The 12,965-nt window shown below is 62.7% G+C and carries 12 protein-coding genes; 4 read left to right on the forward strand and 8 right to left on the reverse strand.

Annotation, left to right across the window (positions count from 1 at the left end; genetic code table 11):
* The first annotated feature begins 8 nt into the window (after positions 1 to 8).
* Genes HW452_RS13260 through glp form a run of 3 tightly spaced genes read left to right on the forward strand, consistent with a single transcriptional unit; the run spans position 9 to position 2,056 of the window.
* Positions 9 to 335, forward strand: coding sequence for a DUF1244 domain-containing protein (locus HW452_RS13260; RefSeq protein WP_224106590.1), 327 nt, complete (start codon positions 9 to 11; stop codon positions 333 to 335).
* Between the two features lie 4 nt (positions 336 to 339).
* Entirely contained in the window at positions 340 to 858 is a 519-nt protein-coding gene (gene moaB / locus HW452_RS13265) for a molybdenum cofactor biosynthesis protein B (protein ID WP_224106591.1), read from the forward strand.
* Entirely contained in the window at positions 851 to 2,056 is a 1,206-nt protein-coding gene (gene glp, locus HW452_RS13270; protein WP_224106592.1) for a gephyrin-like molybdotransferase Glp, read from the forward strand. The genes moaB and glp overlap by 8 nt, the downstream gene beginning before the upstream one ends.
* Here the strand turns inward: glp and HW452_RS13275 are convergent.
* The 8 genes from HW452_RS13275 to HW452_RS13310 are packed head-to-tail and all read right to left on the reverse strand — an operon-like array spanning position 2,053 to position 11,646.
* Positions 2,053 to 2,442 carry a hypothetical protein gene (locus HW452_RS13275; protein ID WP_224106593.1) on the reverse strand — a complete coding sequence of 130 codons (390 nt, stop codon included), beginning with the start codon at positions 2,440 to 2,442 and terminating at the stop codon, positions 2,053 to 2,055. The genes glp and HW452_RS13275 overlap by 4 nt on opposite strands.
* A 2-nt stretch (positions 2,443 to 2,444) precedes the next feature.
* Positions 2,445 to 2,972: a chemotaxis protein CheW gene (locus HW452_RS13280; RefSeq protein WP_224106594.1), complete on the reverse strand. Its 528-nt coding sequence runs from the start codon at positions 2,970 to 2,972 to the stop codon at positions 2,445 to 2,447.
* Positions 2,959 to 4,641, reverse strand: a complete 1,683-nt coding sequence (locus HW452_RS13285; RefSeq protein ID WP_224106595.1) for a diguanylate cyclase — start codon at positions 4,639 to 4,641, stop codon at positions 2,959 to 2,961. Before HW452_RS13285 ends, HW452_RS13280 begins: the two co-directional genes overlap by 14 nt.
* 52 nt (positions 4,642 to 4,693) lie before the next feature.
* On the reverse strand, positions 4,694 to 5,050 hold the full coding sequence (locus tag HW452_RS13290; RefSeq protein WP_224106596.1) for a response regulator: 357 nt from the start codon (positions 5,048 to 5,050) through the stop codon (positions 4,694 to 4,696).
* A gap of 24 nt (positions 5,051 to 5,074) precedes the next feature.
* Positions 5,075 to 7,183 (reverse strand): hybrid sensor histidine kinase/response regulator, encoded by a 2,109-nt coding sequence (locus HW452_RS13295; RefSeq protein WP_224106597.1) that lies wholly within the window; start codon positions 7,181 to 7,183, stop codon positions 5,075 to 5,077.
* Entirely contained in the window at positions 7,183 to 8,550 is a 1,368-nt protein-coding gene (locus tag HW452_RS13300; RefSeq protein WP_224106598.1) for a CheR family methyltransferase, read from the reverse strand. The genes HW452_RS13295 and HW452_RS13300 overlap by 1 nt, the downstream gene beginning before the upstream one ends.
* Positions 8,547 to 9,608, reverse strand: coding sequence for a chemotaxis-specific protein-glutamate methyltransferase CheB (gene cheB, locus HW452_RS13305; protein ID WP_224106599.1), 1,062 nt, complete (start codon positions 9,606 to 9,608; stop codon positions 8,547 to 8,549). The genes HW452_RS13300 and cheB overlap by 4 nt, the downstream gene beginning before the upstream one ends.
* Before the next feature lie 10 nt (positions 9,609 to 9,618).
* Entirely contained in the window at positions 9,619 to 11,646 is a 2,028-nt protein-coding gene (locus tag HW452_RS13310) for a methyl-accepting chemotaxis protein (RefSeq protein ID WP_224106600.1), read from the reverse strand.
* A gap of 359 nt (positions 11,647 to 12,005) precedes the next feature.
* On the opposite strand from HW452_RS13310, the gene HW452_RS13315 reads away from it, so the two are divergent.
* The gene (locus HW452_RS13315; protein WP_224106601.1) at positions 12,006 to 12,941 is read left to right on the forward strand and encodes a hypothetical protein; all 936 of its coding nucleotides are present in this window, start codon (positions 12,006 to 12,008) and stop codon (positions 12,939 to 12,941) included.
* Positions 12,942 to 12,965 lie beyond the last annotated feature (24 nt).

The raw sequence follows: 12,965 nt of genomic DNA on the forward strand, positions 1-12,965 counted from the left end.
AAACGGCAATGTCAGCATTTAACGAACTGGATCAGACAACCCGTACCGAGCTTGAAGCCGCCGCCTTTCGTCGCCTGCTGCGTCATCTGGACGACAACAAGGATGTGCAGAACATCGACCTGATGATTCTGGCGGATTTCTGCCGCAACTGTCTTTCCAAGTGGATGGTCAGCGCCGCTGAGGAGCGTGGCGAATCACTGGAGCTGGAGGCGGCCCGCGAGTACGTCTACGGCATGCCCTACAGCGAGTGGAAAGCGAACCACCAGGCAGCGGCCACCCCGGAGCAACTGGCTGCCCTCGAGGCGCGCCAGGCCAAGAAACAGAATCAGGAGTAGGCGCATGGAACCCATGGAGCCTCTGAATATCGCCATCCTCACCATTTCGGATACCCGAACCGAAGCGACCGACCGCAGCGGCCAGACCCTTGCCGAGCGGCTGACCGATGCTGGCCATACGCTTGCCGAAAAGCGCATCGTGGCGGATGACGTTTACCGCATCCGCGCGGTAGTGGCCGGCTGGATCGCCGACCCGGCCGTGCAGGTGGTGATTACTACCGGCGGCACCGGTTTTACCGGGCGGGACTCCACTCCCGAAGCGGTGTCTGTCCTGCTGGACAAGCATATCGAGGGCTTTGGCGAGCACTTTCGCCGCCTGAGCGGCGATGAGATCGGCAGTTCCACCATTCAGAGCCGCTGCCTGGGCGGGCTTGCCAACGCCACGGTGGTGTTCTGCCTGCCGGGGTCTACCGGTGCCTGCCGCACCGGGTGGGACGGCATTCTGGCCGAGCAGCTGGATAGTCGTCATAAACCGTGCAACTTCGCCAACCTGGTGATTCCCGGGCGAGGTCAGCATGGCTGAACTGCAGCCAATCGAAACGGCGCTTGAGGCGCTGCTGGCAGATGTGGCCCCGCTTGAGGCCGAGCAGGTGACGTTGGAACACGCGCCCGGCCGCGTGCTGGCCGAAGACGTGCTGGCAACGCTTGACGTGCCGCCCTTCGATAACAGCGCCATGGACGGTTATGCCCTGCGCGCTGTTGAGGCGGGCAAGCGCCTGCCGGTCAGCCAGCGGATTGCCGCCGGCAGCCCCGCCGTGCCTCTTGAGGCAGGCACCTGCGCGCGCATCTTTACCGGCGGGGAGATTCCTCCGGGGGCGGACTGCGTGGTGATCCAGGAACGCGTGACGCTCGAGGGCGACACGGTGCTTCTGCCTGACGATATCCCCAAGGGTGACAATATCCGCCTGATGGGCCGTGACGTGCGCAGGGGAGAGCGTCTTCTTGCTGCAGGGCAGCGCCTGGAAGCCGCTGCCCTTGGCCATCTGGCCGGGCAGGGCATCACCCAGGTCAGGGTGCGCCGAAGGCCACGGGTGGCGCTGCTTTCCACCGGCGATGAGATCATCGAGCCGGGCGCACCGCTGAAGCCGGGCCAGCTCTACAATTCCAACCGCCCGATGCTCAAGCGGCTGCTGGAGAACTTCGGCGCCGACGTGGTTTGCGTGATCAGCGTGCCGGACGACGCCGAACAGACCCGAGCGCTGCTTGAACAGGCGGCCAGCGCGGCGGATGTGGTCGTGAGTACAGGCGGTGTCAGCGTAGGCGAGGAGGATCACGTCAAGGCAGCGCTCGACGCGCTTGGCCAGCTGGATATGTGGAAACTTGCCATTCGCCCCGGCAAGCCCTTGGCGCTGGGCCGGCTGCCGCGTAGCGATGGCCGCCAGGCGCGTTTTGTTGGCCTGCCGGGCAATCCGGTTTCCGGGTTCGTGGGCGCCTGGCTGTTTCTACGCCCGCTGATGGGCGCGCTCCTGGGCTGCCCGGCGCTTGCTGCCCTTCCGGCGCTGTCAGCCACGGCGGATTTTGCCACCTCGACCGGGCCGCGCCAGCACTATATGCGCGTAGCACTTGCGTTTACCGCTCAGGGCATTACCGCAAGCGCCTTTGCCGACCAGAACTCTGCCGTGCTCTCCTCGTGTATCGAGGCCGACGCGCTGGCGGTCATTCCCCCGAACCATGGGGTGGAGAAGGGCGATAGAGTTGATTGCCTATGGCTGGCAGGTTAGTCAGGCCGGGCTGCATCTGCGGGTATCCAGAGCCTGCGTGCATCCAGCAGCAGGCGGGATGCCGGCGGCTCGAAGGCGATACCGCACAGTGCTGGATGAGCGCGGCGCGCCATGAGCAGCGGCGGCAACGGGTAGAGCTCGTCGGCTGCCAGCGAACGCAGGGCGACCGGATGGTGAACGCCGAGCTGCCAGGTGCCCTGCGTATCGCTCAGCGTCAGCCAGTAAGCGGGGGGTGAGGAAGGGGGCGCTTGAAAGAGCAGCGCCGAAGCCTCGGCGCGACGGGCAGCTGTAGGCGTATCGGCCATGCCGGTAACAAAGCGTGCCTCGAGGGCCAGGCGATACGCTCCGGCGTTGAACAGCACCAGGGGCACCCCCGCGCCTTGCATGGCTACCCAAGCCCCTGCTGATAGGCATTGAACAGCGCTTCCGGGTCGAGCAGGACAGCGGCCGCCCCTTCTTCTGGTTGCCACAGGGCGCTCACGAAAGGGCGCAGCGTCTCGGAAAGTGTTTCAGGCGGCGCCTTGAGCAGGCTTTGCGGCACATCGCACACATCATCGAGTTGCTCGATACGCACTCCGCTGCGTATACCGGCCGCTGCGACCAGCAAGATCATGCCCGACGCAGACGCCTTCGGTTCCAGGCCGAGCAACACATGGGGCAGGATGACCGATTCGATATGCCCGCGCAGATGCAGTACGCCTTCGGTAGACGCCGGCAGGCCCGGCACGAAATAGACCGGCTGGTCGTGGCTGATGATCTCCTTGACGGCGCTCCCCGGCAGCGCAAACCGCTGGCCGCCCAGGCGAAACAGCACCAGCTGCTGGCTGGGCTCCTCCACGTCCACCACGCCGCTGTCGGCGTCGTACTCGCCCAGCACCTGATCGAGGGTTAGCGGGCCTTGGTCATTCGCCGTCATGGGCCGACTCCATGCTGCTGGTCACCCGGTTGCGACCCTGATGCTTGGCGCGGTAGAGCGCCTGGTCGGCGGCCAGGCGCAGCGACTGGGTGGTGGGGTGGTTGGGAAAGTCGCTGATACCGGCGCTGAAGGTGCAGCGAAAGCTTACGCCCCCGGCGTGAAAATCCACCAGCGCGAAGTCCTGGCGCAGCCCGTCGATCAGGCTGGTCGCCTGCGCAATGCTGACATCCCGAAGCAGTACGACGAACTCCTCGCCGCCGTACCGGCCAATGGTATCTGAAAGCCGCAGGCGAGTCCTGAGCAGCCTGGACAGCGTGATGATGACCTGATCGCCTGCCAGATGGCCGTGGGTGTCGTTGACCGTCTTGAAGTGGTCGATATCGATCATCGCCATGGCGTGTCGGCCACCGCTGCGGTGTGCCTGGGCAAGCGTCTTGTTGATCAAGTCCGTCGTGGTGCTGTGGTTGTAAAGGCCGGTCATGCTGTCGCGGGTCATCAGCGAGCGCAGAAGGCGCAGGCGTTCGGCGCGCAGGCGTACCGCCGATACAAGCTCATCGGGGACTACCGGCTTGGTGATGAAGGCCTCGACGCCGGCGGCCATGGCCGACATCTGCTTCTGGCTGTCGGTTTCGCTGGAGAGATAGATGATCGGCAGGCCCACGTACTCCGGCTGCTGGCGAATGATATTGGCAAGCTCGGTGCCGGAGCAGACCGGCATGTAGACATCCACCAGCAGCAGATCCGGGCTGAAGCGTTCGAGCGCGTTCAGCGCATCGTTGGGGTGATGGATCTGATGGACGATCATGCCGGCCTCTTCGAGCAGCAGGGCATGATACTCGGCCACTTCGCGCTCATCGTCGACGATCAAGACGCGCAGCGGCTCGTCATCCACCGGTGCGGTCAGCTCATCGATGGCGAGCATCAGGTCCAGCGGCTTCACCGGCTTGGTAAAGTAGCCGTTGCAGCCGGCACGCACAGCGCTCAAGCGGGAGTGGAAATCGCCATGGCCCGAGAGCACGATGGAAGGCAGCTCCTGGCCGGTCAGCCGGTTCAGGCTGGTCAGCGTTTCGGTGCCCGCTGTCTGCCCGTGGGGAAACTGCACGTCCATGATCACGGCATCGGGGCGGCGGGTCAGCACCGCGTTGAAAAACGTCTCGGTATCGGCGAAATGCACCACTTCATGACCGAAGCAGCGCAGATGATGCACCAGGGAGCTGACATGCTCCAGCTCGTCGTCACACAGGTAGATGAGCCGTTGGCGCTTGCTGCGTACCTGTTCAGGCTGGTGGGTAAATTCGACGCTGTTCAGCGCGGCCAGTGATGCCTGCTGGCCCTGGTCGGTTTGCAGGTAGCTAAGCTCATCGTTCAACTGGCACAGCAGCGCCGTCATGAAGTCATCGAGGTCGGCCCGTGGGTGCGCATCGGTAAGCGCGTCCTCGGCCTTTTCGGCGAGCAGCGCCAGGCGCTCGAAGCCCAGCGAACGCCCGGTACCCTTCAAGCTGTGGAAGAATCGGTGAAGATCCGGCGCCAGGCGTGATTCGGCCTCGCACGAAGCACGGCTGGCCTGCCACTGGTCGGCCGTCTGCTGCAGGCGCAGGGGGAGCTGAGCGATGAATCGCTGGCGTAGCTGGTTAAGCTTCTCGTGCAGCGATGGGGCCGGTGCGGGCATCAGGCTACCTGGACAGTTGGGCGAACGTTATAAGCATATCAAATGTTATGGCTCATGCCTTGAATGCCTGCTCGATGGCACGAGCCAAAGCGACATCCAGGTCAGTATCCTTTTGCAGGCAGGCGGTAAGCCCTGGCTGGCGTGTTGCGCCAGGCGGCGGTGCATCGCCGGTCAGCAGGATAAAGGGTAGCGTAATACCCTGCTCGCGCAGCATGGCCAGAAGCGCCAGGCCATCGATGAGCGGCATGTGCATGTCGCTGACGATCAGGGCAATATCGGCGTGTGTATCCAGCTGACTGGCGGCTTCCATGGCGTCAAGGGCTATCACCGGCTCGTGGCCCAGTGCTTCGAGATAGGCGGCGGTAATTTCGCCCGCCAGCGAGTCGTCATCTACGACCAGTATGCGCATCGGTGCCTCGTTGAGTACAGTACACTAGCCCAGCAGGGCCTTGAGCGTTTCCACCAGGTTGTTTTGATCAAAGCTGCCCTTGACGATGTAGGCATCAGCGCCTACCTCGATACCGCGTCGGCGGTCGGCCTCTTTTTCCCGTGAAGTGATGATGATGATCGGTTTATGATAATAACCCTCATTTTCACGCAGTCGGGCGGTAAGTGCAAAGCCATCCATGATCGGCATCTCGATATCGGTGAGTACCGCGTCGAAGGGCTCGGCCAGCGCCTTGGCCAGACCATCGCGGCCATTCTCCGCCAGGGTGACCTGATACCCCCACGCTTCGAGCACGTCCTTTTCGATTTCCCGCGTGTTGAGCGAATCATCGACCACCAGTATGTGGTGGCTCTTGTGCGATGACGACGCCTCGGGTAAGCGCTGAGTCGCACGGCGGCTGCGTTCGATCAGCACCGGCACGTGCAGAAGGCTCACCAGGGCATTGCGTCCCATCGAGACCATGCCGGACACCAGCGGCAGATGGCGCAAGTGGGGCGGCAGCGCCTTGATGACCATGTCGCGCTCATCCACCAGGGCGTCGATCTTCAGGGCAAGCTTCTGCTGGCGCTGATGGACCACCAGCAGCAGTGTTTCATCGCTGCTTGTTTGCGTTCTGGGCAGCGCCAGCAAGTCAGCAAGCTCGATCACCGGGACGAACTCGTTGCGCAGAATCAGCGTGGTCTGGCCGGCGGCATCGATGAAGGTATCCGAGGTGCGCTTGACCAGCTCCGCCACGAAGGGCGCGGTCACCCCCAGCGTCATACCGCCGACGCTTACCAGCAGTACGCGCATCATCGCAAGTGACAGAGGAAGCCTCAGGGTAAAGCGTGAGCCCTTGCCAGGCTCGCTGCTCAGCTTGAGGTCTCCGCTTAGCTCATCGACGATGGTGCGCTTGACGACATCCATTCCCACGCCGCGCCCGGAAAAGTCGGTAATCATGCTCTTGGTGGAAAACCCGGGCAGGAAGATCAGCTCCAGGGTTTCCGGTTCGCTCAGCGCATCGAGCGCCTCTTCACTGATCAACTGCTTGGCAAGCGCCTTCTGGCGCACGGCATCGAGTGAGATACCGGCGCCATCGTCGCGCATCTCCACCACGACCCAGCCGCCATCCTGCCAGGCTTCCAGGGTCAGCTGGCCGCGCGGTGGCTTGCCGGCGGCCTGGCGTTGCGTGGGCGTCTCGATGCCATGGTCCAGGGCATTGCGCAGCAGGTGTATCAGCGGGTCGGACAACCGGTCGATCATCTGGCGGTCGAGCTCGATTTCGCTGCCGCGTACACGGCAGTCGACCTGCTTGCCAAGAGAGCGGCCCAATTCACGGGCCATTTGCGCCAATGGATCGAACACGACCCCGAGCGGCAGCATGCGCATCTGCAGGGCGCGATCGTGAAGATCGCTCATCAGGGTGTCCTGCGTTAGAACGCTATCTTTCAGCTCACGGCTGAACGCGCTGAAGCGCCCTTGCTGCGTCGGCGAAAGCGAGCGGCTCAGGCTGGTCGCCTCGGCCGCCAGCGTATGCAGATGATGGTGGCCGGAAAGCACTTCTCCCATCAGGCGAATGACATCATCCAGCCGGTCGAGGCGAACGCGCACGGTATCGCTCAAGTGAAGGTCCGACGCCGCGCTTGAGAGTACGCTCGGCACGACCTCGGCAGGCGGCGCTAGCGCCGCATTAGGCGGCGGGTCATCCGCTACCGGCGGCTGGGAAAGAGCCGCCGCTTCCAGTGCCTGGCACAGCGCCGCATCGGCTTCGGGCAGCGCCTCGGGCGGGGTATCCTGGGCCAGCCGGTTGACCTGGTCGGCAATGGCGTCAATGGCCTGATTGAGAAGGCTGGTAATCGAGTCATCGGGCGCCTGGGTGCCGTCACGCAGGGCACTCAGCAGCTCTTCGGTGCTGTGGGCAAGCGCGGTGATCGGCACAAGCTTGAGCATTCGCGATGAGCCCTTGAGGGTATGCGCCGAGCGAAACAGCTCGTTGATCAGTTCCGGGTCACGCTGCCCCGACTCCAGCGCACTGACGCCCTGGCGCAGGCGGGGCAGATGATCCGTTGCTTCCTCGATGAAGCGCTGTATAAAACGTCGGATATCCAGTGCCATCAGCTGGCTCCCTGTGTGGCAAGGAGGGCATCGAGATGACGACTGGCCAGAAACAGTGCATCTCCTGGTGGCAGCGGCGAGGTAATGACCTGCAGGCCGCCGCCGGCAGTCGGGGCTTCATCCAGCAGGCGGATGACCGCGCTATAGCCGTGGCGGCATTGCACCGGATCATCGGCAAGCTCGCCCTGACGGAAGAGCTCGGCCTTGTAGAAGTGTGCCGGCCAGCAGTCAGGTGCGGTATAGATGGCACGCTTGAAAAAATCGTAGGCCTGTTGCGGTACCTGCTGCCAGCGCGCCACCAGCCCCGAGAGCAACAGCACATCCACCGACCAGGGCTGCTCGGCCCGCAGGGCTTCGAGCAGCTCCGCCGCCTGCTGAAATTCGTTCTGGTCGAGCAGTCGGTGGGCACGCTGAAGCGCCTGGCTGAACGAGGCCGGCGGTTCATCAGGCGTCGGCGCTTCACGGGGTGGGGCCTTGGGCGCAAGCACAGGGTGAGCCACCGCTTCGGCGGGCAGTTCAGGTGCTCGGGTATCAACCACCGGGGCGGATGCCACGGGCGCTGTCGGTATCTTGTCCGGCCGGAAATAGAACACGTCTCCGCTGCGGGCAAGCGTGAACACGCCCAGATCATTGCCCAGCGTTTCCGCGACCCCGCACAGCATGATGCCCTGGGGGGCCAGCAGCCGATGCAGATACTGCTGGATGCGCCGCCTCGTCGGCTCGTCAAAATAGATCGATACGTTACGAAAGAGAATGACGTCAAACGGGCCTTGCAGGGCGTTGGCCGATGGCTGCAGCAGATTGAAGGGGTGAAACGTGACCCAGCGGCGCAGCGTGTCGCTGATCTTGTAGAGATTGCGATGGCTCTCGAAGTAGCGCAGCTTCAACGCCGGCTGCAGGGCGCGAAATGCCATGCCGCCGTAGATACCCTGGCGCGCCTTGCCCAGAATGTGCTGGTCTATATCGCCACCAGCGAGCGTGAACAGCTGCGTGGCCCGCTCGCCGTAGCGTTCGAATAGCGCCATGGCGAGGCTGTAGGGTTCTTCGCCGGACGAGCAGCCGGCACTCAGAATGGAGAGCGGCGCGCCCTTTGCCGCCAGACGCTCCGGCAGGTGTGTATCCACCAGCCAGTCGAGCGTATCGGGCTCGCGAAAGAAGTAGGTCTCGTTGACGGTCAGTTGGCTGATGAAGTGATCAAAAAGCGTGTGTTCTCGCTCCAGGCGGTCAAGCAGCGCCGGGGCATCGTCAAGCCCGGTCATGGCCTGGAGTGTCTCGAGCGCCTTGCTGAGGCGCGCCTCGGCCATACCGTCAAGCTGCAGCCCGCAGCGCTTCTGGACCAGCTCCTTGAAGGGGGCAAGTATATTCATGAAGTGGGCTGCCATAGCGCCGCGGAGCAGCCGACATCGCGCAAGAGCCGGCCAGGCAGGTCATCCAGGGCAAGAATGTGCTGGATGACGCCGGCGTTGACGGCCTCCTGATTCATGCCATAGATCACCGAACTTGCCTCGTCCTGGGCCAGCGTCCTGCCTCCGGCAAGGTGGATGGCGCGCATGCCGCTGACCCCGTCGCGGCCCATGCCGGTCAGGATCAGGCCAATGGCGTCAGTCCCGTATACCTCGGCCACGCTTTTCAGCAGCACATCGCCACACGGATGGTAAAGCGCATCCAGGGCGCTTGGTGCAAGCTCGAGACGATGCTGAGATGTAACGTGCATGTCGCTTTCCGACGGTGACAGGTAGACATGGCCTGGCAGCAGGCGCTCACCCGGTTGGCCAACGCTGACCGTGAGGGCGCACAGCGACGCCAGCCACTGGGCCATGCCTTCAATGAACCCGTGGCTGATGTGCTGGGCAATGACGATCGGCGCAGGAAAGGTCGCCGGCAGCCTGTTCAGCAGCCGCGCCAGCGCCTGGGGGCCGCCCGTCGAGCAGGCGATGGCGATGACATGCTGAAAACCGCGCGGCAGTGCCACGGGCATGGCGCCTGGGGTCGGCCGCTGCGCCTGCAGCGCGGCAGGCGTGCGGCGCCGTAACCGGGTAATCACTGCCACGCCGGCCAGCAGGCGTACCCGGGTCAGCAGGTGCTCGGCGTCCTGGTCCTCGAAGGCGGGTTTGGGCATGACCTCGAGGGCGCCCACTTCCAGCGCCTTGTAGGCCGTCTGGGCGTCCGAGCGGTCGCTGATCACCAGAATCGGCACCCCCTTGGTATGCATGATCTCTTCGATGGCGCTCATCCCGTCCATCACCGGCATGTTGAGGTCCATGGTGATCAGCTGAGGCGAGAGGCGCCTTGCCAGCTCGACCGCTTCACGGCCATTGGTGGCTTCGCCGACCACCTCGATGTCGCCATCCCGGGTGAGCAGCGCGCGTAGCACGTCACGCACCACGTAACTGTCGTCGGCGATCACTACCCGAATGGCGCTCATCATAGCCTCCTCATGGATGGCGCGGCTGCGCGGTATCCTGCTGTGCCAGAGTGAACTCCTGAACCAGCGAGTTGAGTTCGGCCGACATGTTGATCATTTCCTGACTGATCTCGGTAATGCTGCGCACCGACTGGGCGTTGCGCGCACTTGCCGTGTCGATATCACGCAGCGCGATCACGACCTGATTGCTGGCGGTTTTCTGCTGCTGGGTGGAAAGCGATATCTGTTGCGCAGCGCTGCTGGTCTGGCTGGCCGCCTTGAGCACGGCATCCAGGTCCTGAGCGGTACTGATGCTGACCTCGACGCCCTGCTCGATGGAGGAGGCGCCTTTTTCAGAGGCGACCACCAGGCGATTGATGGCGTTCTGGATATCTTCGGTATGGCCCTCGATTTCCTGGGTGGAGTCGGTCACGCTGTCAGCCAGGCGGCGGATTTCGCTTGCCACCACCGAGAACCGGCGGCCGGACTCGCCGGCACTCGAGGCTTCGAGGGCGGCGTTGAACGCGATCAGCTTGGTCTGGGCGGCCAGGGTGTTGATCAGCTCCATGACCTTGTTGATCTGCTTGGACTTGGTGCCCAGCGCGACGATTTCCGCAAGGCTCTGTTCGCTGTCGCTGCGGATATCCTGCATCTTGGACTGCAGAAGCTGCATGGCGGTACTGCCTTTGCGACTGCGCTCGAGAGTCTGGTTGGCCACGTCTACCACTGACTGCGAATGGTCGGCAATCTGGGTCGAGGAAGTCGAGAGCTCTTCCATGGTCGAGGTAATCTCGGCCACCGATGAGGCCATTTCCTCCACCGCGGCGGCCATGGTCTGGTTGGCTTCATGGCTGATGTCGCCGCCATGAACGCCGGAAAGCCCGGCTGTCTGGGCCAACTGGTCGGCGACACGCGTCAGCGCCTGGGCGTTAGCGGATACGGCCAGAATCGCCCGTGACAGGCGCTCCAGTAACGCATTGGTCTGGCTGGCAAGGTCACCCAGCTCCGCACGATCATCGGTTTCCACCCGACGGCTAAGGTCCAGGCTATGGGTAATGCTCTGCAGTTGGCGCTGAAAGTGAATGAGGGGGCGAATCAGGCGCCCGGTGAGTGGATAAAGCAGAATCAGGCCGGCCAGCAGTATCAAGAGACCGACCCCGGTCGAGGTGGCAAACCGCTCACGCGACAGGCTCAAATACTCTTCCCGGTTGACCTCCACCATCAGATAGCGCTGAAGCTCCGGCAGCCAGAGGGTGCTGACCAGAAAGACATCGCCGTCACGCTGGGCTTCATTCACGCTGGGCGTACTGGCGTCTTGGGAAAGCGCCTGAAGCGTTTGGCTGCTCAGCATCTTGAGGTCATTGCCACCGCTGCGAAGCAGTGGCTCGCCCTGCGCGCTCAAGAGCGTCGCCCGACCGGTCTGACCCAGGCGAAACTCTTCGATCACATTCCCCATGTGGGATAGGTCGAGCCCTGTTCCCGCCACCAGCAGCGGGCGGCCATTGGTGGCATTTCCCGAGCTGCGGAAGTTCAGAAAGACGAAGGACTCCTGGGTGGAGAACGTGTCGTTGTCGAGATTGAGCTCGTAGGCTGCGTCGTTATCCGTGAACTCGTAATACCAGTCGTCGGCGCCGCCGACCGGCTCGATCAAACGTTGCAGTAGCTCGCCGTCACGGTACTGGAAGTAGTAACCAAGGCCTTGATACTGTGCGGCAATAAACAGAAGCTCGGTATCCAGCTGGGCCATCATGCGCGCCAGGTACGTCTCGATCTCGGGCCGCTCTTCATCGGGGAAACCGTCGCGAGCCCACTGTTCGATAAAGTAGTTGTTGGCCAGGCTGTTCGAAAGCGCCAGTGCAGGACTCAGTTCGAGATCGATATGCCTGGCCAGGCCCTCCACCTGGGAAGGCAGCTCTTCATTGAGGAGTATGTTCAAGCGCGCCTGGCTGAACGAGCGTGACTGCAGGTAGAGGGCAAGCAGCATGGACAGGGCCAGTACCGTCCCGAAGGAGATGAAAAGCCTTAACCGTAAGGGCAGGGATTTCCAGTGTGCGGTCATTATCAAGGTTGCTCCTGGTCGACCTGTACCCGTCAAGGCTGTAAAGGCCGCAGTTTACCGCCAGGTGGCGAAAGGATGTGGGCTAGAAAAGCGATTTCATCGATTTTTGAGGGCGCTGTCCAGTATTTGTCTTGGCCGGGCGAAGCCTTTTTAAGTCGAATTTGTACAGTTTTCCAACAAAATTATATTAATTATTGTTAATTCCATGCATGTGTGTTTTTTATAATTATTAACGCAATGAAATTAAACAAAAATTAATTCATGCGTGGTTTTTTGAGCCGGGCGTGATTTTTTGACAAAAGTGATACAGGGACGTAATCTCAGCACCAATGGAAATCAAGATTTGCTAAGGAAGTAGCATGCTGCCGCTCACCTCGGATGCACTGTTAAACGTGCTGCGCGATATCGCCTCACGCCATTGCCCTGCCCATACGGACATGCTGCCTTCGGCAGGCACGCCAGAGCGTAGCGGGCTGATCAACGCCGTTCAGCATGTCTTCGACCTGCCGGATGCCGGGCTGCTCACCGATGCTTCCATCACGCTGGAGGAGTGGGCCGTTGCGCTGAGCGAACGCGCCTCGGTTCGTCGCCTTCATCTGTTCGATACGATCTCCACCGGGGCTTTCAGCCATCAACTTCAGCGCCCGCAGGTGCATGAAGCCGACACCTTGATGCAAGAGGTGAACACGCTCAAGGCGCTGCTGGATACACCCCCGATTGCCAATCGCACCCTGGTCAGCTGGCTGCCGCTGCAAACCGTGTCCGGTTTCATGCTGGGGGCCCTGCTGCCCCAGGAAGCCGGTTTCAAGACACGCTCGCTGTTTGATCACGCCAACGCGCTCTGGGAATTGAATGCAGGCGATATGGTGGTGACCAGCAGCGACCGCTGGCGCCAGCTGGCCGAGCGCTTGCCCGCGCTTCCCGCCAATATCACCGCCGTGAGCACCGAGCCGCTGGATGCCCCGACCTGCCACGCACTGTTGGCCAACGGGGTGGCGCGAGTGGTCGAGCTTTATGGCACGCCCAGCACCGGCATGCTGGCCGTGCGCACCTCTCACGAGGCGCCCTTCGAGCTGTTGACGCACTGGCACCCGACCGAAAGCGATGACGTGCTGCTTCAACTGCCCGCCAATGGCGTGCCTAGAGAAGTGGCGCTGGCTGAGCCGCTTCACTGGGTCGGGGCACGCCATTTCGAGCTTGACCCGCTGCCGAAAGCGCCCCTTGCCGACGCCATGCAGGCGCTGTTCGAACGCCCGGGGCAGTTCGTGCCTGAAGAGGGCGCCAGCGCGGCCTGATACACCATGTCGCTTTTGGCGGCT

The organism is Vreelandella aquamarina, from assembly GCF_020075495.1.
GTDB lineage: Bacteria > Pseudomonadota > Gammaproteobacteria > Pseudomonadales > Halomonadaceae > Vreelandella > Vreelandella aquamarina_A.